The sequence below is a fragment of the Streptomyces sp. NPDC004065 genome (assembly GCF_044903565.1).
GTDB lineage: Bacteria > Actinomycetota > Actinomycetes > Streptomycetales > Streptomycetaceae > Streptomyces.
Window position 1 is genome coordinate 42,366 of sequence record NZ_JBJDQT010000014.1, and the last position, 23,713, is coordinate 66,078.

Sequence of the window (23,713 nt, forward strand, 5' to 3'; positions counted from 1 at the left end):
GGACGAGATCCCCTTCCACAACTGGTAACGCGTTAATCACAGGCTGTAACAGACGTCACAGCCTGGCCCGCATGCCTTGTTGGAGATCCGGCACTGTGCTGGAATGCCACGGACCGCCGCAGGATCGAGCCGGCGCGCAGGGGGCGCAACGCAGCGCCGAGTGGCGGCGAGATAGGGGGAACCAGCGCCGGTCACTCACGACCACCACGGGAAGCGTGTTTCAGGACGTTTCCCACTACGCCGACACCGTCCTTCCGTTCACGCGGAGGGGCGCCTGGTCCAGAGGTTGCGACGCTAGTGCAGGGACGTTTCAAGAGGGATGGCAGCGCTTCGGCGGAGCCGGAGCCGCACGGCGGGACTGGCCCGATGGCCGTCAGCTCCTCGCCCCAGCACGCCCAGAACCCGGGCCCGGCCGCGTCCGGTGACGGCGCGGACCGCTCCGGGCGCCCGGGCACGGCCGGCGCCGCGGCGTCGCCGGGCTCCGCTCCGGCGGCCAGGCCGCCCAGGCATCCGGCCCCGTTGGGTCCCGGCTCGCGCATGGCCCTGCGCAACTGGCGCATCTCCACGCGTCTGGTGTCGCTGCTCGCGCTCCCGGTGGTCGCCGCGACCTCGCTCGGCGCGCTGCGCATCAACCAGAACATGGACGACATCCAGCAGCTCGACAACATGAAGCTGCTGACGGACATGACCAAGCAGGCCACCGAGCTGGCCGCCGCGCTCCAGGAGGAGCGCGACCAGTCGGCCGGCCCGCTGGCGCACCCCTCCAGCGCCAGCGCCATCACGGTCAAGGGCTACCGGGACAAGACGGACCGGGCCAAGGAGAACTTCCTCAACACGTCCGAGGAAATCGACGCGGCGAGCAAGGACGGCAACCTCCAGGGCGTCCGCGACACCCTCGTCGGCCTCGCCAGCGAGATCAACGGCCTCGGCAAGATACGCAAGAACGCGTACGAGTCCAAGGACAACTCGACCCAGACGGTCGAGGCCTACCACCGCCTCATCACCGAGCTGCTCAGCCTCTCCCAGGACATGGCCGAGGCGACCAGCAACCCGGAGATGATCCAGCGCACCCGCGCCCTGTCGGCCTTCTCCGCCGCCAAGGAGTACGCCTCGGTGCAGCGTGCCGTGATCGCCGCGGCGCTGCCCGCCAACAACACCTCGCCGGGCCGCCTCTCCGAGAACGACCGCCTGTACGCCGACTCGGCGCAGGAGAGCCAGACCTCCGAGCTCAGCAGCTTCCGCAACATCTACGGCGACGGCGCCGAGGAGCTGATCAAGCCCATCGAGGAGGGCAACCCGACCATCCTGGCGGCGGACACCTACGCCAAGCGCGTCCTGGACAGCCCGAACGGTCTGGCGTCCCTGGACAAGCGCTCCTACCGCGACTGGGTCGACGACAGCTCCACCAAGCTCGAGCAGATGAAGCGCATCGAGCACACGCTGCTGGAGGAGATGGAGCAGAAGGCCCGCCAGCTGCGCAACGCCACCGAGCGCGACGCCATCATCTCCGGTGCGCTGATCCTGATCGTCCTCGGCGTGTCGCTGGTCGGCGCCTTCGTCGTGGCCCGCTCCATGATCCGCTCGCTGCGCCGGCTCCAGGAGACCGCCACCAAGGTCGCCTCCGACCGCCTGCCCGAGCTGGTCAAGCAGCTGTCGGAGTCCGACCCGCAGGACGTGGACACCTCCGTGGAGTCGGTCGGTGTGCACTCCCGGGACGAGATCGGCCAGGTGGCCGCGGCCTTCGACGACGTGCACCGCGAGGCGGTCCGCCTCGCCGCCGAGCAGGCCCTGCTGCGGGGCAACGTCAACGCGATGTTCACCAACCTCTCGCGCCGCTCCCAGGGTCTGATCCAGCGCCAGCTGTCGCTGATCTCCGAACTGGAGTCCCGCGAGGCCGACCCGGACCAGCTGTCCTCGCTGTTCAAGCTCGACCACCTCGCGACGCGTATGCGCCGTAACGGTGAGAACCTCCTCGTCCTCGCGGGTGAGGAGCCCGGCCGGCGCTGGACCCGCCCGGTCCCGCTGGTCGACGTGCTCCGCGCCGCCGCGTCCGAGGTGGAGCAGTACGAGCGCATCGAGCTGGCCGCCGTGCCGAGCACCGAGGTCGCCGGCCGCGTCGTCAACGACCTCGTGCACCTGCTCGCCGAGCTGCTCGAGAACGCCACCTCCTTCTCCTCGCCGCAGACCAAGGTCAAGGTCACCGGTCACGCCCTGCCGGACGGCCGGGTGCTGATCGAGATCCACGACACCGGTATCGGTCTGTCCCCCGAGGACCTCGCGGCGATCAACGAGCGGCTCGCCTCGCCGCCCACCGTGGACGTCTCCGTCTCCCGGCGCATGGGTCTGTTCGTGGTCGGCCGCCTCTCGCAGCGCCACGGCATCCGCATCCAGCTGCGCCCGTCGGACTCCGGCGGTACGACGGCCCTCGTCATGCTGCCGGTGGACGTCGCCCAGGGCGGCAAGAAGCCGACGGCCGGCAAGCCCGGCGCCCCCTCCGCGGGCGGTCCGGCGGCGGCCGCCGCCGCCGCGGGCGCGGCCGCGGCGCGCCGTCAGGCCGGCCAGGCGGGCGGCGCCCTCGGCGCCGGCTCCCCGCAGGGCGGGGCCAACCGGCTCGGCGCCGGTTCCGCCGCGCGCGGCCAGGTCGGCGCCGGCCAGGGTCCGCGGGCCGCGCTGCCCGGCAACGGCGGCCGTCCGGCCGGTCCGGGCGCCGCACGCGGGCCGCAGGGTCCGGCGCAGCAGCAGGGCCGGCAGGCCCCGGCCGGCGCGGGCGCCGGCTTCGGCGGCCAGGCGCCGGGTGCGCCGGGCGGCTTCCAGGCCGGGGCGGGCGCCCCGCAGGGCTTCAACGACGGCCCGCGCCAGGCCCCCCAGCAGAACTTCGGCGACGGCCGGCGTCAGGACACCTTCGGCGGGGCGCGCGGCGCCGTGCCCCCGCAGCGGGCGAACGGCAGCGAGCAGGGCCGGCAGGCCCAGCTGTCGCCGCGCGGCGGGGCCCGGGCGGAGCTGCCGGGCGGCAACTCCGGCTGGGGCGACGAGAACGCGGCGGGCCGCTCCGGAATGGACGCCCCGCGCGGCCACGACGAGCGGGACGCCACGCAGACCTCGCGCATGCCGCGGATCGACGAGCACCAGGGCCCCGGAGCGACGGCGGAGATGCCGGCCATCCCGGCGGCGGACGGCCCGGCCCACCCGCGGTCCGGCTTCGACGCCCCGCGCACGGGCGCGGGCGGCGGCCGGGACAACGGCCAGTACCCGGGCTCCGGCGCGGGCGCCGGCCAGAACACGGGCCAGTTCGCCCGCCCGGACGTCTTCGGTCCGGGCACGCAGGGCGGCCCGGCGCACCCGGGCCAGTACGCGGCCCCGCAGGCCTACGACAACGGCTCCACCGGCCAGTTCCCGGTTCCGCAGGGCTACGACAACGGCTCCACCGGCCAGTTCGCGCAGCCCGGGCACGACCAGTCCAGCACCGGCCGGCACGCCCTGCCGGGCCGTCAGGACCCGTCGTCCACCGGGCAGTTCGAGCGGCCGCAGGCAGGCGGGCCGGCGGACTTCGGCGCCGCGCGCCGGCCGGTGCCGCAGCAGCCGCAGCAGCAGCCGCAGCAGCGTCCCGTCCGGCACGAGCCGGAGGCGCTGCCGCCGGCCACGGGCCCGGGCGACGGACGGACGCCGCTGTACGACACCCTCGAGACCAACTGGTTCCGCGGTGGCCGGAACCAGGCGGGCGGCTCGGCTCCGGCCCAGCAGCAGCCGCAGCCCCCCGCGGCTTCGCAGCCTCCGGCTCCCCAGCGCAGCGCCCAGTCCACCGCCCCCGCCTGGCGCAGCTCGCCGAACGACGAACTCGTCCGGCAGGCCGAGCGCGTACGGCAGCCGGCGGCGGGCGGCGTCACCACCTCCGGCCTGCCGCGCCGGGTGCCCAGGGCGAACCTCGTCCCGGGCACGGCTCAGCAGCAACAGCACCAGAGCGGTCCGCAGGTCTCGCGTGCGCCCGATGACGTACGCGGCCGGCTGACCAATCTCCGTCGGGGCATCGCACAGGGTCGTCAGGCCGGTACAGGCCAGACGGGCAGTTTCCCCAGCCCCACTCACCAGCAGGAGCGTTAGTTGAGCCCGATGAGCCAGGCGGCACAGAACCTCAACTGGTTGATCACCAACTTCGTGGACAACACCCCGGGGGTGTCCCACACCGTCGTGGTGTCCGCGGACGGACTCCTTCTGGCGATGTCCGAAGGCTTTCCCCGCGACCGCGCCGACCAGCTCGCGGCCGTCGCGTCCGGTCTGACCTCGCTGACCGCCGGGGCCTCCCGGATCTTCGAGGGCGGCGACGTGGCGCAGACGGTCGTCGAGATGGAGCGCGGCTTTCTCTTCCTGATGTCCGTCTCGGACGGGTCGTCCCTCGCGGTCCTCGCCCATCCCGAGTGCGACATCGGCCTCGTCGGCTACGAGATGGCGCTGCTGGTCGACCGCGCGGGCGCGGTGCTCACTCCCGACCTGCGCGCCGAACTACAAGGCAGTCTGCTCCACTGACAGGCCCCGGTACCACCCGTCTCACCAAATCACCGTCCGGCCGCCACAATCCCCCCACCGGCCCCGTCAGACGGCTAGCCCGAACGACTTGCTGTCCCGCCCGGAGGATTCATGACCCCGCCCACCGCCTCTCATGATCCGTACGCCGAGCCGTACGGGGACGAGGGCGACCAGCCGCTGGTCCGTCCGTACGCGATGACCGGCGGCCGGACCCGGCCGCGCTACCAGCTCGCCATAGAGGCGCTGATCAGCACGACGGCCGACCCGGCAGCGCTGATGGGACTGCTACCGGAGCACCAGCGGATCTGCCATCTGTGCCGTGAGGTGAAGTCGGTGGCCGAGGTGTCGGCCCTGCTCGCCATGCCGCTCGGCGTGGCGCGGATCCTCGTCGCGGACCTCGCCGAGGCCGGCCTGGTGGCCATCCACCAGCCGGGCGGCGACGAGAACAACGGCGGCGCACCGGACGTGACGCTGCTCGAAAGGGTGCTCAGTGGACTTCGCAAGCTCTGACGGAGGCCGGGCGACCACCTCCGCGAAGATCGTGGTGGCGGGCGGCTTCGGCGTGGGCAAGACCACGTTCGTGGGCGCCGTCTCGGAGATCAACCCGCTGCGCACGGAGGCCGTCATGACGTCCGCTTCGGCGGGCATCGACGACCTCACCCACACCGGGGACAAGACCACGACGACCGTGGCCATGGACTTCGGCCGTATCACCCTGGACCAGGACCTGATCCTGTACCTGTTCGGTACGCCCGGTCAGGACCGCTTCTGGTTCATGTGGGACGACCTGGTCCGCGGCGCCATCGGCGCGGTGGTGCTCGTCGACACCCGGCGCCTGGCCGACTGCTTCCCGGCCGTCGACTACTTCGAGAACAGCGGGCTGCCCTTCGTCATCGCCCTCAACGGCTTCGACGGCCAGCAGCCGTACACCCCGGACGAGGTCCGCGAGGCGCTGCAGATCGGCCCGGACGCCCCGATCATCACCACCGACGCCCGCCACCGGGCCGACGCCAAGTCGGCGTTGATCACTCTGGTGGAACACGCGCTGATGGCACGTCTGCGGTAATTCCCCGGAGACGTTGCACATAGCACCCAAGTCGGCAATGCCATACGGCAGTTGTCGTAGATGCACCGGAGCCGGCTGTGTCCTTTGACACGGCCGGCCTCGGTGTTCATAACGTTTCGGCAGAGAAGTCGGGTGGGGCGGCCACGCGTCGCGCACACCCGGTGTCGCTGCGCGCACAATCCGCCCGCCATTTGACGCGGCTCGCTCTTTATGACCGTTTTATCTGGGGCTTACATCCCTGGGATCCAGCGGTTTCCAGTGTTTGGAAGAGCGCATGCTGACGTGCTGGAATGCCTGAACTGCCCATTAGTCAAAGACGTACTCCACAGTCGAGGCGTACTGGGCTCTGAGACACTGCGGCACAACGTTGGTGCCGACCGCCGAGAGGTTGTTGGTCGAGTGAGGCGAAGCAAGAACGGCCCCGAGCCGTCGGCCCGGGGCAACTTCACCCCGCCGCCGCGCGGCGCGGCGCCCGCACATGTGCCCGGTTCGGAGACGACGGCCGCTCCCGCCCCGAGCGGTGGCCGCCTCTCCCCGCGCAACTGGCGGGTGCCGACCAGGCTGAACGCGATTCTGCTCATACCCGTGCTGGTCGGCCTGGTCATGGGCGGCTTCCAGGTGAAGAGCTCGATCGACACCTGGCAGGACGCCCAGGACGCCGAGAACACCGCGCGTCTGGTGCGGGCCTCGCTGACCTACGCCGACGCCCTCTACAACGAGCGGGACGTCTCGGCGGCACCGCTGCTGCAGGGCAAGGGCCAGAACGACCCGACCGTCACCCAGGTCCGGCGGGAGACCGACAAGGCCGCCGACGCCTTCGACCAGGCCGCGCAGAGCATGCCGCAGAAGCCCGGCCTGCAGCGCCGGCTGAAGCTGTTCCGCGAGGCCGAGCCCGGGCTGCAGAACCTGCGGGCCGCCGCCTACAGCTCCAAGCTGACCGGCGTGCAGACCGAGGAGGGCTACGTCCAGGTCGCCCACCCGCTGATGGAGTTCGCCAACGAGCTGGGCCTGGGCACCGGAAACATCACCTCCTACGGCCGTACCGTCTACGCGATGTCGCTGACCAAGGCGGCGCTGTCGCTGGAGCGGTCCATCGGCATGCACATCCTGGTCAAGCCCGGCCCGGACGACGGCAACCTGGCCAGCCAGCGGGTGGCCCTGTCCTCCTACGCCTACCTGGAGGGCATCGCCTCCGAGGAGTACATCGGCGGCGGCACCCAGGGCGACGCGGACAAGCTGGACGCGCAGAAGAAGGACATCCAGGCCCAGGCCGCGGCGATGGTGCAGCAGGCCAAGGCCAAGAACCCCGATTACGTGGCCCCGCCGTCCGACCCGACCAAGATGATCGGCGCCGTGGCGAGGCTGCAGGGCACGGACCCGGCCTACCGCGCCGCGCTCGCCCGCAAGGGCGTCACCCCGGAGAACTGGTGGGCGGTCAACACCCTCAAGTTCAACGCCTACCGCACCATCGAGTCGGACATGGCGGACAAGGCGGTGAGCGAGGCCTCCGGCATCGCCGACGACGCCAAGCAGTCCGCGATCATCACCGGCGCCGTCGTCCTGGTCGCCCTGCTCGCCGCGTTCATCCTGGCCGGCCTGGTGGCCCGCCAGATGAGCCGCTCGATGCGCCAGCTGCGCAACGCCGCCTTCGGCATCGCCGAGCAGCGCCTGCCGATGCTGGTCGACCAGCTCTCGCGCACCGACCCGGGCCGGGTCGACACCCGGGTCGCGCCGATCCCGATCACCTCCACCGACGAGATCGGCGAAGTCGCCCGCGCCTTCGACCAGGTCCACCGCGAGGCCGTCCGGCTCGCCGCCGAGCAGGCCCTGCTGCGGGGCAACATCAACGCGATCTTCACCAACCTCTCGCGCCGCAACCAGTCGCTGATCGAGGGCCAGCTGACCCTGATCACCGACCTGGAGAACAACGAGGCCGACCCGGACCAGCTGGAGAACCTCTTCCGCCTGGACCACCTGGCGACCCGTATGCGCCGCAACGGCGAGAACCTCCTGGTCCTCGCGGGCGAGGAGCCGGGCCGCCGCTGGGACCAGCCGGTCCCGCTGGTCGACGTGCTGCGCGCCGCCTCCTCCGAGGTGGAGCAGTACGAGCGCATCGAGCTCTCCGGCGTCCCCGAGGCCGAGATCCACGGCCGGGCCGTCACCGACCTCGTGCACCTGCTGGCCGAGCTGCTGGAGAACGCCACCACGTTCTCCTCGCCGCAGACCAAGGTCCGGGTCACCGCGACCCGTCTGCCCGACGGCCGCGTCATGATCGAGATCCACGACAAGGGCATCGGCCTGACCGCCGAGGACTTCGCGGACATCAACCACAAGCTGGCCAACCCGCCCACCGTGGACGTGGCGATCTCCCAGCGCATGGGCCTGTTCGTGGTCGGCCGGCTGGCCGACCGGCACGGCATCCGCGTCCAGCTGCGGCCCTCCGGCGAGCAGGCCGGCACCACCTCGCTGGTCATGCTGCCGGACGCGATCACCCACGGCGGCGGCGGCGAGCAGGCGCTGGACCGCGACGAGTTCACGGTCTCGCAGATCATCCCGGAGCAGCAGTTCCCGGGCGAGAACTTCGGCCAGCCGATGCGCACGGCCGCGGAGCTCGGTTTCGACGACAGCCGCTACGAGGTCCCCGACGACATCCGGGAGCTGGACCCCGTCGGCCGCTCCCTCAAGCGCGAGGAGCGCCGGGCCGCGCTGGAGGCGCAGTCGCACGGCCAGCCCGGCGCCGCCGAGACCTCCGAGATGCCCGCGTACACCGACGCCCCCGAGGGGCAGTCTCCGGCCTACGACGACGGCCGGGGCGCCTACCCGGAGCACAACGGCGGGTACGACCGGCAGTCCGCGTACGAGGAGCCGCAGCAGGCGTCGTACGACCAGCAGCAACAGCAGTCGTACGAGGAGTCGTACTACGCCCCGGACGCCGGCCTGCCGCAGAACGGCGCCTACTCGTCCAACGGCGGCTACCCCGACCCCGCGTATGCGGAGCCGGCCCAGGAGGAGCCCGCGTCGGCGCACGCCGCGGCGACGGACACCTACGCCGGTTTCCAGGAGCAGCCCTACCAGGACGACTGGCCGCAGGGCGACGGCTACCGGGGCGGTTACCCGGACCAGTACGCTCCGCAAGCGGAATCCGCCCGGGCCGCTGACGCGACCGGCGGGGAAAGCGTAGGCTTCGACCATCCGGGTCCGGCCTCCTCCGCAGACCACGAGCTGACCGACGCCGGGCTGCCCCGCCGCGGACCCCTCGCGGGCGGTTCGAACGGCGCGCAGCCCGTGAACCGGGAAGCGGCGGCCCACTCTCCGGAGAGCAACGGCGACAGCGGCTGGCGCTCGGCCAACGACGAGCGCTGGCAGCAGGCCGCGCAGCTCCGGAAGCCCAAGGCGGGCGGAGTGACCTCCTCCGGCCTGCCGCGGCGGGTACCCAAGGCCAATCTGGTCGAGGGCACCGCGGAATCGACCCCGCAGGGCGGCCCACAGGTCTCCCGCGCCCCCGAGGACGTCAGGGGCAGGCTGAGCAACCTGCGCCGGGGCGTCCAGCGGGGACGCAGCGCAGGAAGTGAAAAGAACGGCCAGGGCTTCGGTCCTGACAGCACCTACAACCAGGAGCGTTAGTGTGAGCCCGATGAGCCAGGCGGCACAGAACCTGAACTGGTTGATCACCAACTTCGTGGACAACACCCCCGGGGTGTCCCACACGGTGGTGGTCTCCGCCGACGGACTCCTTCTGGCGATGTCCGAAGGCTTTCCCCGCGACCGCGCCGACCAGCTCGCGGCCGTCGCCTCCGGTCTGACCTCGCTGACCGCCGGCGCCTCGCGCATCTTCGAGGGCGGCAGCGTGAACCAGACGGTTGTGGAGATGGAGCGGGGATTCCTGTTCATCATGTCCATCTCCGACGGGTCCTCGCTCGCGGTTCTCGCACACCCCGAGGCGGACATCGGTCTCATTGGGTACGAGATGGCCCTTCTGGTGGACCGCGCGGGTACGGTCCTCACCCCGGACCTCCGTGCGGAACTGCAGGGCAGCCTTCTCAACTAGAAGACAGACGGTGCGTTTTGGCGTCCCGGGGCCGTAAGGTTTCGGGACGCGGCTTCCACAGGGTTGGGTGCCCGGCGCAGTCGGAGGAGGAGAGAAAGTGGCAACACCCCCAAACGGTTCATCGGGCAACTGGTCGTACGGCCCTGCCCAGGGTCAGGGCGACGGTTCGGCGAACCGCTACGGCTACCCCTCCGCGCCCCGACACCGGCAGCCGTACGCGCCGCAGGGCCCCGGGCCCTCGCCGTACGACCAGCCGCCGGCGCCGCGCATCCAGCCGGTGCAGCCGCAGCGACGCACCCCTGAGCCGGCGCCCGCGGGGGCGTCGAACAATCCCCTGGTCCGCCCGTACGCCATGACGGGCGGCCGCACCAGGCCGCGGTACCAGCTCGCCATCGAGGCGCTGGTGCACACCACGGCGCAGCCGCACCAGATGCAGGGCCAGCTGCCCGAGCATCAGCGGATCTGCAATCTGTGCCGCGAGATCAAGTCGGTGGCCGAGGTCTCGGCCCTGCTGACGATCCCTCTCGGCGTGGCCAGGATCCTCGTCGCCGACTTGGCGGAGGCGGGCCTGGTCGCCATCCATCAGCCCGGCGGCGACGAGAACGCCGGTGGCCAGCCAGACGTGACACTGCTCGAAAGGGTGCTCAGTGGACTTCGCAAGCTCTAGCGGCGGTCCTTCCCGCTCCACCACCTCCGCGAAGATCGTGGTGGCGGGCGGCTTCGGCGTGGGCAAGACCACGTTCGTCGGCGCCGTCTCGGAGATCAACCCGCTGCGCACGGAGGCCGTCATGACGTCTGCTTCGGCGGGCATCGACGACCTCACCCACACCGGGGACAAGACCACGACGACCGTGGCCATGGACTTCGGCCGTATCACCCTGGACCAGGACCTGATCCTGTACCTGTTCGGTACGCCCGGTCAGGACCGCTTCTGGTTCATGTGGGACGACCTGGTCCGCGGCGCCATCGGCGCGGTGGTGCTCGTCGACACCCGGCGCCTGGCCGACTGTTTCCCGGCCGTCGACTACTTCGAGAACAGCGGGCTGCCCTTCGTCATCGCCCTCAACGGCTTCGACGGCCAGCAGCCCTACTCCCCGGACGAGGTCCGCGAGGCGCTGCAGATCGGCCCGGACACCCCGATCATCACCACCGACGCCCGCCACCGGGCCGACGCCAAGTCGGCGTTGATCACTCTGGTGGAACACGCGCTGATGGCACGTCTGCGGTAGGGCGCCCGCGGCCGGCGCGGCGGACCGCCGCGCCCCGGGGCATTCCTGGACAGTTCGAAGGGCGCTCTCCCGGCCGGACCGGGAGAGCGCCCTTCGCCGTCGGGCCGGACGGGGTACGGACCGGAGGGCCGGACTCGGCACGGCAGCGGACGCAGCACGGCCAGCGGACGGAGCCCGGGCGCCGACCGGGGCACGGCAGCGGACGGGCGACGACGAAGGGGGCCACCCGGGTGGGTGGCCCCCTTCGCGGTCGCGGGGTCAGTGCCAGCTGTGCGGAGCGCGGAAGCCGTTCTCCCGCTCCAGACGGCGCCAGCCGGCCTTGGCGCGGCCGCGGTGGGACGGGGTGGTGTCGGCGGGGCGGGCCGCCGCGCGGGCCAGCAGGACGGCCGTGATGGCGGCCACTTCCTCGGGCTCGGCGTGGCCCTTCTCGACGCGGATGTCGGGCATGTCCATGAGTTCAGTCTCCGTCGCTGAGGGTTCCGCGGGGTTGCCGCGGCACGTCCGCCTGGTTACGGCGGTTACTGCGGGGGGTTGCCGTGTTTGCGGGAGGGCAGGTCGGCGTGCTTGCTGTGGAGCATCGCCAGTGACCTGACCAGGACCTCGCGGGTGTCCGCGGGGTCGATCACGTCGTCCACCAGACCGCGCTCGGCGGCGTAGTACGGATGCATCAGCTCGGCCTTGTACTCCTTGACCATCTTCTGGCGCATGGCCTCGGGGTCCTCCGCGTCGGCGATCTGCCGGCGGAAGATGACGTTGGCCGCGCCCTCCGCGCCCATCACGGCGATCTCGTTGGTCGGCCACGCATAGGTCAGGTCCGCACCGATGGACTGGGAGTCCATCACGATGTACGCACCGCCGTACGCCTTGCGCAGGATCAGCGAGATCCGCGGCACGGTCGCGTTGCAGTAGGCGTACAGCAGCTTCGCGCCGTGCCGGATGATCCCACCGTGCTCCTGATCCACGCCGGGCAGGAAGCCGGGTACGTCCAGCAGAGTGACGATCGGGATGTTGAAGGCGTCGCACATCTGCACGAAACGGGCCGCCTTCTCGCTGGCCTCGATGTCGAGGACACCGGCCAGCACCTGCGGCTGGTTGGCGATGAGGCCGACGACCTGGCCGTCCAGACGGGCGAGCGCGCAGATGATGTTCCGCGCCCAGCGCTCGTGGACCTCGAGGTACTCCCCGTCGTCGACGATCTCCTCGATGACCTTGGCCATGTCGTACGGCCGGTTGCCGTCCGCCGGAACCAGGTCCAGCAGGACGTCGGAGCGGCGGTCGACGGGGTCGGAGCACTCCACCCGGGGCGGGTTCTCGCGGTTGTTCTGCGGGAGGAGGGACAGGAGGTAGCGCACCTCGGCGATGCACGTCTCCTCGTCGTCGTAGGCGAAGTGGCAGACACCGGAGGTCTCGGCGTGCACGTCCGCGCCGCCCAGCCCGTTCTGCGTGATCTCCTCGCCGGTGACCGCCTTGACCACGTCCGGGCCGGTGATGAACATCTGCGAGGTCTCGCGGACCATGAACACGAAGTCCGTCAGCGCCGGGCTGTAGGCCGCGCCGCCCGCGCACGGGCCCAGCATCACGCTGATCTGCGGGATGACACCGGACGCCTTGGTGTTGCGCTGGAAGATGCCGCCGTAGCCGGCCAGCGCGCTGACGCCCTCCTGGATACGGGCGCCGGCGCCGTCGTTGAGCGACACCAGCGGGGCACCGGCCGCGATGGCCATGTCCATGATCTTGTGGATCTTCGTCGCGTGGGCCTCGCCCAGCGCACCGCCGAAGATCCGGAAGTCATGGGCGTACACGAAGACCGTACGGCCCTCCACCGTCCCCCATCCGGTGACCACACCGTCGGTGTACGGCTTGCGGGCCTCCAGCCCGAAACCGGACGCCCGGTGCCGGCGCAGCTGCTCGACCTCCTGGAAGGACCCCGGGTCCAGGAGCAGCTCGATCCGCTCCCGCGCGGTCAGCTTGCCCTTGGCGTGCTGTGCCGCCGTCGCCTTCTCGCTCGGACCCGCCACCGCCTGCGCACGGATTCCGTGCAGTTCGGCGACCCGTCCGCGGGCGTCCGTCGGCTCGCCGGTCGGCTCACCCGTCGTCTCTTCCAAAACGGTCATGTAGTGACCTTACGAAGGACACCAAGGAAAGCGAGCCGTCGACTCCGTACAGTCTCCGGCCCGTTTTCCTGGTACCCCTGAACAGAACCACAGGGCCTTGCAGCCTTTCCGACTGCTCTGGGGGCTTCGGCGTTGTAGAAGTCACACAAAGTCAGCGGGTGAGAGCCGGCGCACAATCGCGGGTGGCACATGCCCTCCACGGAGTGACACACAGACCCGGACGGCGGTGTGCGGCACCACCCCGGCGGTGTCGCCGGCGCGCGGCACCCGAACGCGTCCGGCACGTCCGGACGGACGGCCGGGGAGCCCGGGAGCCCGGAGGAGCGGTCCCACCGTACCCGCCCGCCGGACGGGTGGATGCGCGAGGGGCCGGCGGGCGGGGCGGGCGGGGCCCGTCCGCCGGACGGCGCACAGGGGGCCCGCCCGCCGGGCGCGTCACTCGGGCTGATGCCCCGTCATGGCGTCCGGCGGGCGGGGCGGGCGGGTCAGCAGCCGCCGCAGTTGTAGTAGAGGACGTCCCAGTGGTTGCCCTCGTCGGCGTAGACGTTGCCGGAGCCGGACCGGTACTGCGGGGCGCCGTCGCCGCGCAGGCCGATGTAGGCGAAGTTGTTCTTGATGTAGCTCGTGACGCAGGTGTTCTTGCCGTAGTCGAGCTTGTAGCCGTTCCAGTGCGAGTAGGTGCCGGAGGCGTGGCCGGTCTCGGTGCCGCCGGTGATGTTGAGCGCGCAGCCGCTGGCCCGCTTGAGGGTCTGGGCGCCCTGGGCGGTGGGGAGGTTGAGCTGCTCGAAGGACGTACAGGTCGAGTTGTTGCGGTCGGAGCAGTTGCCGGAGGAGGACCAGGTGATGCCCACCTGGCGGAACATCGAGGTCGCCGTGGCGTGGCTGATCTTGGTGACGGCGAAGGCGTCGGTGGCGGTGCCGAGTACGGCGGCACCGGGGGCGACGACGAGGGCGAGGGCGGTGAGGGCGGCGCGGGCCTTCGTTACGTGCATGGGGGAACCCTTCCTGCGGTTGGCCGTGCTTCCTGTGGGGCGGCTGTGCAGGTGGTGCACGGGAGATGGTGCCCGAGGTCTACGCGCGTCCGGAAGGGGGCGGACGCGAAGAGTGCGGGCGCGTCGCGGGACACACCCGCATGATGTTGAAAGTCGAACGGAATAGGTCTACGGTCGTCGGTGTTGTACTGATTGAATATTCAACATCCTCGGCGCGCCGACCGCCGCGCCGGGTGACCGTCCGTCCTCAAGGAGCACATCATGGGCATCTTCGGCCGCAAGAACGACACCCCCGAGACCACCGCCGCCCCCGCCGCCGTGTCCCCCGACCTCGCCGCGCTCACCGGCGACTACACCATCGACCCGGCGCACTCCACCCTCGGCTTCACCGCCCGCCACGCGATGGTCACGAACGTCAAGGGCGCGTTCGCCGAGTTCACCGGCGCCCTGCACCTGGACGGCGCCGAGCCGGCCAGGTCCACCGCCACGCTCGACGTCAAGATGGACAGCATCGACACGGGCTCCGCCGACCGCGACGGCCACCTCAAGAGCGCGGACTTCTTCCGGACGGAGGAGTTCCCGACCATGACCTTCCGCTCCACCAAGGCGGAGGCGCTGGGCGGCGACGACTACCGCATCACCGGCGACCTCACCATCCTCGGGGTGACCAGGCCGCTCACCATCGACCTCGAGTTCAACGGCGCCGCCAAGGACCCCTTCGGCAACGAGCGCGTGGGGTTTGAGGGCAAGGCCGAGATCCTGCGCTCCGAGTGGGGCCTGACCTGGAACGCCGCGCTGGAGACGGGCGGCGTGCTGATCTCCGACAAGATCAAGCTGAACTTCGACATCTCCGCGATCAAGAACGCGTGAGCCGTCCGCGGCCCCGCCGCGGCTCCCCCGTCGCTGAACGCGCCCGCCCTTCGCCCCGTATCGGGAAGGGCGGGCGCTTCGCCATGCCCGGCGGCAGTTTTTTCGATCGGGCGTCCGAAGAACTGTTATCCGGTGTGCCTACGGCGGTCTCCCAGGCATCGGACATCATCGACCGGAGTCAAGAGACGGGGAACCTCTCCTATGAGCACACAGCACACGGTGGACGTGGCGGCCCTGGTGACCGCTGCCCGCGAGGGCGATCCGGCCGCTCAGGACGCCCTGGTCAGCGCGCACCTCCCGCTCGTCTACAACATCGTGGGCAGGGCTCTGAACGGTTCGGTGGACGTGGACGACGTGGTGCAGGACACCATGCTGCGCGCCCTGGACGGGCTCGGCGGTCTGCGCGCCCCGGAGAGCTTCCGCTCCTGGCTGGTCGCCATCGCCGTGAACCGGGTCCGGGCCCACTGGCAGGACCGGCGGTCCGCACCGGGCGCCGTCGAGGAGGCGGGCGAGGTCGCGGACCCGGGCGCCGACTTCGTGGACCTGACCATGGTGCGGCTGCAGCTGTCGGGGCAGCGTCAGGAGACGGCCCGGGCGACGCGCTGGCTGGAACCGGAGGACCGCGGCCTGCTGTCGCTGTGGTGGCTGGAGTGCGCCGGTGAGCTGACCCGCGCGGAGGTGGCCACCGCCCTGAAGCTGTCGCCGCAGCACACCGCGGTCCGGGTGCAGCGGATGAAGGCGCAGTTGGAGACGGCCCGCGTGGTGGTGCGCGCGCTGGACGCCCGGCCGCCGTGCGAGGAGCTGCGGGAGACGCTCGCCGCCTGGGACGGCCGGCCCTCCGCGTTGTGGCGCAAGCGCATAGCCCGGCACGCCCGCGACTGCGTGCGCTGCGCGGGCCTGTGGAGCGGTCTGATGCCGGCCGAGGGGCTGCTCGCGGGCCTGGCGCTGGTGCCGGTGCCCGCCGCGCTGCTGTCGTCGGTGCGGCCGGAGTCCGGCTGGGCCCCGGCCGGCTCGGCGTCCCGGTCCGGCGGTTCCGGGCGGGCGGCACGGCACCGCCCGGCCGGCGGACGGGCCCGGTCCCGTGAGGCGGCGCGCAGGCGCCGGCGCGTACGGCGGCGGGTGGCCGCCGGTGCGGTCGCGGCGGCCTGCCTGGCCGGCGGCGTGTGGTACTTCGGCACCGGTCCCGGCGCGGGAGACGGGCGCGAGACCACGGCCGACGCCTCCCCGGACGACACGCCGCTCACCGACCTCGCGGCGCCCGCCTCCACCGCGCCGCCCTCCCCCTCGGCCTCGGCGTCCCCTTCCGCCTCCGCGTCCAGGTCCGCCTCGCCGTCCCCCTCGAAGAGCCCGGCCGCCTCCAGGAGTCCGCGCACGGCGCGCAGCGCGCCCGCGGTCGCGCGGCAGTCCCGGCCGGCGCCGCGGCCGTCCGCCACCGCGCCGGGCCGGTCCGCCCCCGCGGGCACCGTGGCGCAGGTGGTGGCGCTGGTGAACAAGGAGCGGGCGAACGCCGGCTGCGGCCCGCTGACGGAGGACTCGCAGCTGGAGGCCGCCGCCCAGGCGCACTCCGACGACATGGCCGCCCGCGACTTCTTCGAGCACACCAACCCCGACGGCAAGGACCCCGGGCAGCGCATCACCGCCGCGGGCTACCGCTGGTCCACGTACGGGGAGAACATCGCCAAGGGCCAGCAGACCCCCGAGTCGGTGATGGACTCCTGGATGAACAGCCCCGGCCACCGCGCCAACATCCTCAACTGCGCCTTCAAGAACATCGGCGTGGGGGTCCACAACGGCTCGGGCGGGCCGTGGTGGACGCAGGACTTCGGCACCAGGATGTGAGCACGGGCGGGCGTACGGCGGGGCGGGCGGACGCCGGGCGGACGGACCGCGGTGCGGGTGGTGCGGCCGGGCCCGTGCGGCCGGGCGGGGTCAGAACCCGCCGCCGAAGTCACCTCCCCCGCCGCCGAAGTCGCCGCCGCCCCCGAAGTCGCCGAAGCCGCCGCCGAAGTCACCCGGGTCGAAGTCGCCGCCCGACACGTCCCCGCCCTCGTAGCCGCCCTGGGCGCCGAAGTCGCCGTAGCCGTCGCCGTAGTAGGCGCCGTAGGCCGGGGCGGCCATGGCGTTGCCCAGCAGGGTGCCCACCAGCAGACCGGGCAGCAGGCCGCCGCCGAAGTAGCCGCCGGCCCACGGGCCGTAGACGGGGCCCGCGTCCCAGTAGGGGCGGCGGCCGTGGTCGGTGTCGACCTCGCGGACGGCCGGCTCGCGTCCCTCGGCGATGCGGACCCGGTCGGCGGCGCAGACCGGGACCTGGCGCGGGGCGCCGCCCGGAGGGGTCCAGGTGACGTCGGCGACCGAGGGGCCGTGGCGCGGGTCGAAGAAGCAGGGCGGGCGGCGTTCGGGCAGCGGGCGGCCCTCCCGGCGGGCGCGGAGCTGGGCGAGCGAGAAGCGGCCGTCCTCCAGCGCCTCGGTGACGGCGCGCACGTCCTCGGGCCGGCGGGCCTGCGCCATGTACTGCTTGGCCTGTTCGTAGGCGTCCAGCGCCCGCTCGTAGTCGGCGCGCATCGCGTCGTCGGCGCCGGGCTCGGCCGGGTGGAAGTCGAGGCGGTCCAGCTCCTCGCCGAAGGCGGTGATGTCCTCGTCGACGACGACCCGCAGCCGGTCGAGGGCGGCGCGCTGCTCGGCCGCCCTGCGGCGCCGGCTGCGCCGGGTCAGCGCGTAGGCGCCCACTCCGCCGGCCACCAGCACCGCCCCGGCGGTGATCAGCGCCGTGCCGGACACCCCGCTGCCGTGGCCCGGGGTGCCCCAGGATGCGGGCGCCGAGCCGCCCATGTTGGCCAGGGCCCGGTCGGTGAAGTCGGTGAGCTGGGCCTTGGCGTCCTCCCCCTGGACGCTGCCGACGAGGTTGCGCACGGCGGTGCGGGGCAGCACCGAGGAGTCGGCGCGGGCGTCGAAGCGGTCACCGAGGCGGACGGCGTAGGCGCCGGTGACGCCGGTGGCGGTGCGCAGGTCGGTGAAGAGGTTCTTCGTGGGGTAGCCGGCGGGCAGTACGGCGATGAACAGCGGCTTGTCGGCGTCCTTGATCCTCCGGGCCAACGTGTCGGCGTCGGCGGCGGACAACTGCCCGGAGGCTGCCGGATCGACGTAGACGGGGCTCTTGCGCAGCGCCGCGGCGACCGTGTCGATGCCGGTCTGCGCCTGTGCCCGCGGCACGCCGGCCGACAGCAGGGCCACGACGGCGATCACGACGGCGATCACGAGGGCGGCCGGCAGCCGGGCGGAGCCCCTCAGGGCAGCCGGCAGCCGGACGGAGCCCCGCAGGGCCGTGGACGCCCGCTGGCCCCGCAGGGCGGCGGACGCCCGGTGGGCCCGTCCGGTCCGGGCCGTCCGTGCCGCGCACGGCGCCCCCGTGCGCGGCCGGGCCCGCGTCTCGCCGGAAACGCGGGAAACGCGGGAGACGCGGGTGGGCGGGGAAGTCCGAGCGGTCCGAGCGGTCCGGGGGGCGCCGGAGGCCGGGGTCGGGGCGACGGCCGTCATGAGGAAAAACTACCCGGATATGAGCGAAAGCGGTCATTCGTGTCGAGGGGAGGCACACCCCGCGAGTACCCCGCGCGGTGCGCCTCCCACACCCGGCCGGCCTCCGGTCAGGCGGCCCGGTACGCCGCCGTGAGCCGTTCCACCGCCGCCCCGTACCGTCCGGTGAGCAGCAGGTGGTCCGCGTCGGCGAAGGGCTTGGCCACCGCCGCGCTCATGTGCTCGCCCGCCTTCCGCTGCACGATCAGCCGGGCCTCGGTGACCAGGGCGCGGCCCGCCCGGCCGGCGTGCGCCCGCTGAGCGGCGGCCGCGGCCCGGGCCAGCGCCTTGAGCGTCGCCGTGCCACCGGCCGGGACCCTGGTCAGGGTGGTCAGGCCCCATCCGAAGGGGAACTGCGGGTCGTAGACCCGGTCGCCGACGTTGACGGGCAGCTGCGCCTCGGACTTCGGCCAGGTCACGGGCAGTTGGCCGGTGAAGGGCCGCCGGCCGTAGAGCACGTCGGCCACGCCGTCGCCCTCGGTGCCCGGCAGCCAGGAGGCCACCAGGGCGTCGATCCGCCCCAGCCGGTCGCCGATCAGCTGCGGCCGCCCGGAGACGATCAGCACCGCGCACCTCATGGCCGCGCACACCTTGTCCACCGCGGCCCGGTCGGCGGCCGGGAGCTGGAGGTCGTGGCCGTTGCCGACGTCGCCGACGCCCTCGGCGTACGGGGTCTCGCCGACGACGACCACGCCGACGTCGTGGCCGGCGGTCGGCGCGGAGGCGTCCTTGGAGTAGGTGACGTCTCCCCCGGCGTTGCGCAGCCCGCGCAGGATGGTCGTGCCCCGCGTGTGGGTGCCGGAGGCGCCCTGCCAGGTGATGGTCCAGCCGCCGGTCTGGTTGCCGAGGTCGTCCGCGTTGGACCCGGCGACGTAGACCTTCTGGCTCTTGCGCAGCGGGAGCACGCCGCCCGCGTTCTTCAGCAGCACCTGGGACTCGGCGGCGGCCTGCCGGGCCACCGCCCGGTGCGCGGCGGAGCCGATGCCCGCGGCGCCGCGGGTGTCCGCGTACGGGTGCTCGAACAGACCGAGCCGGAACTTCTGCGTCAGGACGCGCCCGACCGCGTCGTCGATCCGCTTCGTGCCGATACGGCCGGCCCTCACCTCGTCGACGAGCGTGGTGCTGAAGTCCTTGTAGCCGTACGGCACCATCATCATGTCCAGGCCCGCGTTCACCGCCGTGCGGACGTGGCTCGCGTAGTCGCCGGGAAGCTGGTCGATGGCGTTCCAGTCGCTGACGACGAAGCCGTCGAAGCCCATCCGCCCCTTGAGCACGCCGCTGATCATGTCGGCGCGGGCGTGCATCCGCACCGGGCCCTGCCCGTCGCCCGCGATGTCGAGCGAGGAGTACGACGGCATGACCGAGCCGACGCCCCGGTCGACGGCCGTCCGGAACGGCGCGAGGTGGACGGCCTCCAGCTGCCGCCGGGTGACCTCGGTGACGCCCTGGTCGACGGTGTACGTGCCGGTCGTGGACGAGCCGTACCGGGTGCCGCCGTCGCCGGCGTAGTGCTTGGCGGTGGCGAGCACCTTGTCGTGGCGGCTCAGGTCGCGTCCGTCCGCGCGGCCCTGGAGGCCCTGGATCACCGTCTCCATGGACTGGACCAGGGCGGGGTCCTCGCCGAAGGACTCGTAGGCGCGGCCCCAGCGTTCGTCGCGGGACACGCACAGGCAGGGGGCGAAGTCCCAGGGCACGCCGGTGGCCCGGACCTCGGCCGCGGTCACCGCGCCGGTGCGCCGCGCCAGGTCCGGGTCGCGGGTCGCGCCGATGCCGATGTTGTGCGGCATGATCGTCGCGCCGGCCAGGTTGTTGTGCCCGTGCACCGCGTCCACGCCGTAGATCAGCGGGATCTGGAAGCGGGTGGCCCGGGTCCGCAGCTGGAAGTCGTCGATCATCCGCGCCCACGCCTGCGGGGTGTTGGGCGTCGGCGTCGAGCCGCCGCCGGACAGCAGCGAGCCCAGGGCGTACGCCGTGATGTCGCCGGGCGCGGACATCGCGCCGCGCTCGGCCTGGGTCATCTGGCCTGCCTTCTCCTCCAGGGTCATGCGCGCGAGGAGGTCGGCGACCCGCTTCCTCACCGGCAGCCTGGTGTCCAGGTACGGCAGGCCGTGGGCGTCGACGACGATCTGCGGGGTCTCGGCCGGGGCCTTGGCGCCGGTGACGGTGAGCCGGAGCGGGATCGTCTCGGCGGGCTCCGCGGACCGGTCCCGCAGGGTCGGGACCCGGACGGTGCGCGAGGCGCCGGAGGCGGTGCCCGCGGGGAAGGTGAGCGTGCCGGAGACCGGGGTGTAGTCCTCGCCGGGCCGCGCGGTGCCGGTCGCGGCCGTCCCGTAGGCGACGGTGACCGGCTCGTCGACGGGGGCCGCGCCGGTGGTGGCGAGGGTGATCCGGACGGCGGCGGTGGCGCCCTCCCGCACGGCGTGGACGGGCGCGTCGGTGGTGACGAAGGCCCGTGCCGACTGATCGGCCCTGCCGTACAGCTCCACGCCGTCCATGGCGAAGCGGCCCTTGGTGCCGGCCGGGAGGGTGATGGCGTACCCCCACATCCCGGTGAGGCCGAGGACGTGGTCGATGCCGCCGACCGGCTGGTAGTCCGTGCGATAGGTGAAGTCGGTGAAGGGGATCTCGATCTGTTTCCAGCCGCTGAAGTCGTCGGTGAAGGAGGTCGTCCACAGCTCGGACGCCTCGCCGTTCGCGCCGCCGTCCTTGATCTCGAAGGCGACCTTCCGGCCGTTGTCCTGGCCCTCCCACCAGAAGCGGATGCCCTTGCGGCCGGACCAGTCGTGGGCCGGCAGGCCGGCGGCGAAGTCGTGGGTGAAGCCGCCGTATCCGCTGATGTCGTAGGTGCCCTCGAGGACCTTGGCGCCCTCGGGGGCGTCGGCGCGGCCGGCCAGGCGGAGGGCGGGCGGGTCGTCGGCGTCGCCGCCCCAGGTGAAGATGCCCTCCGCGGGCTGGTTCGCGAAGGGCACCTCCCCCTCGAAGCGGTCGAGGGGTGCCGGGGCCGGGTCCGCGGCGCCGGCGCCGGTGCCGGTGCCGGTGCCGGTGCCGGCGGCCGGTGCGGCGGAGGCGAGCGGGATCAGGGCGGTGAGCAGGGTGGCGGAGGCGAGCAGGGCGGTTCTTCGCATGGACCTTCCCTCGACTCTGTGAACGCGGCGGGCTCGTGGACGCGGCGGCTCGTGGACGCTGTGGCTCATGGACGACGCGCACTCATCTCATGACTTAGATCACGCCGTGAGTTAACTGGCGCCCCGACGACCCGTCAAGAGTTCACGCCGGAAGCGGTACACAGGCGTACGACGGCCGGATCGAGCCCGCCGTCCTTTCGGCTTCTGAACGCGAACCCCCTTGACGCGTACACGAAGCCGTCCTTTACTCACGGCTCGCACGCCCCCATCCCCCACCTCATGAAGGGCGGCGTTCCATGAGAAGACCCCTGCGCGCGGCCCGGCTGCTGCTGGCCGGGCTGCTGACCACGGCCGGACTGAGCGTCTACGGCCCGACGCCGGCGCACGCGGCCGGCGAACAGGTCACGGTCTGGCTGACCACCACCGACGACTCCGGCGGACGCCATGTGGTCCGCGGCCTCGAGCCCCAGGCGCCGTTCGCCTTCGGCTCCTCGGGCACGGGCGGCGGCGAGCACATCACCGTCGACGAGAACACCCGCTACCAGACCTTCACCGGTGCCGGCGCCTCCTTCACCGACACCGCCGCCTGGCTGATGAACAGCAGCGGCGCGCTGTCCCCGGCCACCCGCGACGCCACGCTGCGCAAGCTGTTCTCCCCCACCGACGGCATCGGGCTGTCGTTCCTGCGCAACCCGATGGGCGCCTCGGACCTGGCGCGCTACGGCTACACCTACGACGACGTGCCGGCCGGGCAGAGCGATCCCGCCCTGGCGAGGTTCTCCATCGCGCACGACCTCGCGGACGTGGTGCCGCTGACCAGGCAGGCGCTCGCGCTGAACCCGTCCCTGACCGTGATGGCCTCGCCGTGGACCGCCCCGGCCTGGATGAAGGACAGCGGTCAGCTGAACGGCGGCCGGCTGAAGGCCGAGTACTACGGGGCCTACGCCGCGTACTTCGTGAAGTACCTCCAGGCCTACCGGGACCAGGGCGTGCCCGTGTCGTACGTGACCGCGCAGAACGAGCCGACGTGCTGCTCCGGCTACCCGTCGATGAGCTGGAACGCCTCCGGGCTCGCCTACTTCACCAGGAGCGAGCTGCTGCCCAGGCTGCAGGCCGCGGGCCTGCCGGCCAAGGTGCTGGCCCACGACTGGAACTGGGACACCTACGACTCCTACGCCGCGCAGACGGTGGACGACGCGGCGATCCGCACCCACCCCGACTTCGGCGGCGTCGCCTGGCACGGCTACGGCGGCGACGTGACCCGGCAGACGGGCGTGCACAACCAGTACCCGCGGCTGGACGCCTTCGGCACCGAGCACTCCGGCGGTACCTGGATCGCCGACCAGCAGCGCCAGGACATGCTGGACATCGTCGACTTCACCCGCAACTGGGCGAAGTCGGTGACCAAGTGGTCCCTGGCCGTGGACCAGGACAGGGGGCCGCACAACGGCGGCTGCGGCACCTGCACCGGGCTGATCACCGTGCACAACGGCGACGCGCGCTCCGGCCAGGTGGACTACACCGTCGAGTACTACGACATGGGACATCTGACGAAGTTCGTGCGCCCGGGCGCGCGGCGCATCGCCTCCACCGCGTCCGCCTCGCTGCCGAACGTGGCCTGGCGCAACCCGGACGGCGGCAAGGCGCTGATCGCGTACAACGGCGCGACCGCGGCCAGGACCCTCACCATCGACTGGGGCGCGCAGCACGCCACTTACACCCTTCCGGCCCGGACGTCGGCCACCTTCACCTGGTCCGGGACGCAGTCGGGCGGCGGCAGCCGCTCGGGGGCGTTCACCGGGCTCGCGGGCAAGTGCCTGGACGTGGCGGGCGGTTCGTCCGCGAACGGCACGGCCGTGCAGCTGTACGACTGCAACGGCACGGCGGCCCAGCAGTGGACCGTGCAGGACGACGGGCCGGTCCGGGCGCTGGGCAAGTGCCTGGACGTGACCTCGGGCGCGACGGGCGACGGCGCGAAGGTGCAGCTCTACGAGTGCAACGGCACCGGCGCCCAGCAGTGGTCGTACAACGCCTCCACCGGTGACGTGGTGAACCTCGCCGCCGACAAGTGCCTGGACGTGACCGGCAACTCCCCGGCCGACGGCGCCCGGGCGCAGATCTGGTCGTGCACCGGAGCGGCCAACCAGAAGTGGCAGCTGAGGTGACGTAACGTCAGGC

16 protein-coding genes are annotated in these 23,713 nt (G+C 72.4%); 11 read left to right on the top strand and 5 right to left on the bottom strand.

Annotation, left to right across the window (positions count from 1 at the left end; all coding sequences use genetic code 11):
* The first annotated feature begins 297 nt into the window (after positions 1-297).
* From ACI2LW_RS16995 to ACI2LW_RS17030, 8 genes are all read left to right on the top strand, one after another.
* The gene (locus tag ACI2LW_RS16995; RefSeq protein ID WP_404731979.1) at positions 298-4,098 is read left to right on the top strand and encodes a nitrate- and nitrite sensing domain-containing protein; all 3,801 of its coding nucleotides are present in this window, start codon (positions 298-300) and stop codon (positions 4,096-4,098) included.
* Positions 4,099-4,107: 9 nt separating this feature from the next.
* A complete protein-coding gene (locus ACI2LW_RS17000; protein ID WP_005479910.1) occupies positions 4,108-4,521 on the top strand; it encodes a roadblock/LC7 domain-containing protein in 414 nt (137 codons plus the stop codon).
* Between the two features lie 111 nt (positions 4,522-4,632).
* Positions 4,633-5,031 carry a DUF742 domain-containing protein gene (locus ACI2LW_RS17005; RefSeq protein ID WP_019058642.1) on the top strand — a complete coding sequence of 133 codons (399 nt, stop codon included), beginning with the start codon at positions 4,633-4,635 and terminating at the stop codon, positions 5,029-5,031.
* A complete protein-coding gene (locus ACI2LW_RS17010) occupies positions 5,012-5,587 on the top strand; it encodes an ATP/GTP-binding protein (protein ID WP_190206959.1) in 576 nt (191 codons plus the stop codon). The genes ACI2LW_RS17005 and ACI2LW_RS17010 overlap by 20 nt, the downstream gene beginning before the upstream one ends.
* 399 nt (positions 5,588-5,986) lie before the next feature.
* Entirely contained in the window at positions 5,987-9,211 is a 3,225-nt protein-coding gene (locus ACI2LW_RS17015; protein WP_404731980.1) for a nitrate- and nitrite sensing domain-containing protein, read from the top strand.
* A 10-nt stretch (positions 9,212-9,221) separates the two neighbouring features.
* A complete protein-coding gene (locus ACI2LW_RS17020; RefSeq protein ID WP_004983065.1) occupies positions 9,222-9,635 on the top strand; it encodes a roadblock/LC7 domain-containing protein in 414 nt (137 codons plus the stop codon).
* 97 nt (positions 9,636-9,732) lie between these two features.
* Positions 9,733-10,302, top strand: coding sequence for a DUF742 domain-containing protein (locus ACI2LW_RS17025; RefSeq protein WP_404731981.1), 570 nt, complete (start codon positions 9,733-9,735; stop codon positions 10,300-10,302).
* Positions 10,283-10,864: an ATP/GTP-binding protein gene (locus ACI2LW_RS17030; RefSeq protein WP_366024936.1), complete on the top strand. Its 582-nt coding sequence runs from the start codon at positions 10,283-10,285 to the stop codon at positions 10,862-10,864. The genes ACI2LW_RS17025 and ACI2LW_RS17030 overlap by 20 nt, the downstream gene beginning before the upstream one ends.
* A 258-nt stretch (positions 10,865-11,122) precedes the next feature.
* Here the strand turns inward: ACI2LW_RS17030 and ACI2LW_RS17035 are convergent, their stop codons facing one another.
* The 3 genes from ACI2LW_RS17035 to ACI2LW_RS17045 all read right to left on the bottom strand — a co-directional run bounded on the left by ACI2LW_RS17035 (position 11,123) and on the right by ACI2LW_RS17045 (position 13,970).
* Entirely contained in the window at positions 11,123-11,317 is a 195-nt protein-coding gene (locus ACI2LW_RS17035) for an acyl-CoA carboxylase subunit epsilon (RefSeq protein WP_404731982.1), read from the bottom strand.
* 65 nt (positions 11,318-11,382) lie between these two features.
* Positions 11,383-12,978, bottom strand: a complete 1,596-nt coding sequence (locus ACI2LW_RS17040) for an acyl-CoA carboxylase subunit beta (RefSeq protein WP_404731983.1) — start codon at positions 12,976-12,978, stop codon at positions 11,383-11,385.
* A gap of 485 nt (positions 12,979-13,463) precedes the next feature.
* Positions 13,464-13,970 carry a hypothetical protein gene (locus ACI2LW_RS17045; RefSeq protein ID WP_404731984.1) on the bottom strand — a complete coding sequence of 169 codons (507 nt, stop codon included), beginning with the start codon at positions 13,968-13,970 and terminating at the stop codon, positions 13,464-13,466.
* Between the two features lie 261 nt (positions 13,971-14,231).
* On the opposite strand from ACI2LW_RS17045, the gene ACI2LW_RS17050 reads away from it, so the two are divergent.
* Positions 14,232-14,840 carry a YceI family protein gene (locus ACI2LW_RS17050; protein WP_404731985.1) on the top strand — a complete coding sequence of 203 codons (609 nt, stop codon included), beginning with the start codon at positions 14,232-14,234 and terminating at the stop codon, positions 14,838-14,840.
* 201 nt (positions 14,841-15,041) lie between these two features.
* A complete protein-coding gene (locus ACI2LW_RS17055) occupies positions 15,042-16,679 on the top strand; it encodes a sigma-70 family RNA polymerase sigma factor (RefSeq protein WP_404731986.1) in 1,638 nt (545 codons plus the stop codon).
* 90 nt (positions 16,680-16,769) lie between these two features.
* On the opposite strand, the gene ACI2LW_RS17060 is transcribed toward ACI2LW_RS17055, so the two are convergent.
* Together ACI2LW_RS17060 and ACI2LW_RS17065 are read right to left on the bottom strand one after the other, a co-directional pair.
* Positions 16,770-18,092 carry a hypothetical protein gene (locus tag ACI2LW_RS17060; RefSeq protein WP_404732070.1) on the bottom strand — a complete coding sequence of 441 codons (1,323 nt, stop codon included), beginning with the start codon at positions 18,090-18,092 and terminating at the stop codon, positions 16,770-16,772.
* Positions 18,093-18,481: 389 nt separating this feature from the next.
* The gene (locus ACI2LW_RS17065; protein WP_404731987.1) at positions 18,482-21,535 is read right to left on the bottom strand and encodes a glycoside hydrolase family 3 protein; all 3,054 of its coding nucleotides are present in this window, start codon (positions 21,533-21,535) and stop codon (positions 18,482-18,484) included.
* 296 nt (positions 21,536-21,831) lie between these two features.
* Between ACI2LW_RS17065 and ACI2LW_RS17070 the strand changes: the two genes are divergently transcribed.
* On the top strand, positions 21,832-23,700 hold the full coding sequence (locus tag ACI2LW_RS17070) for a lectin (RefSeq protein ID WP_404731988.1): 1,869 nt from the start codon (positions 21,832-21,834) through the stop codon (positions 23,698-23,700).
* Positions 23,701-23,713: the final 13 nt, after the last annotated feature.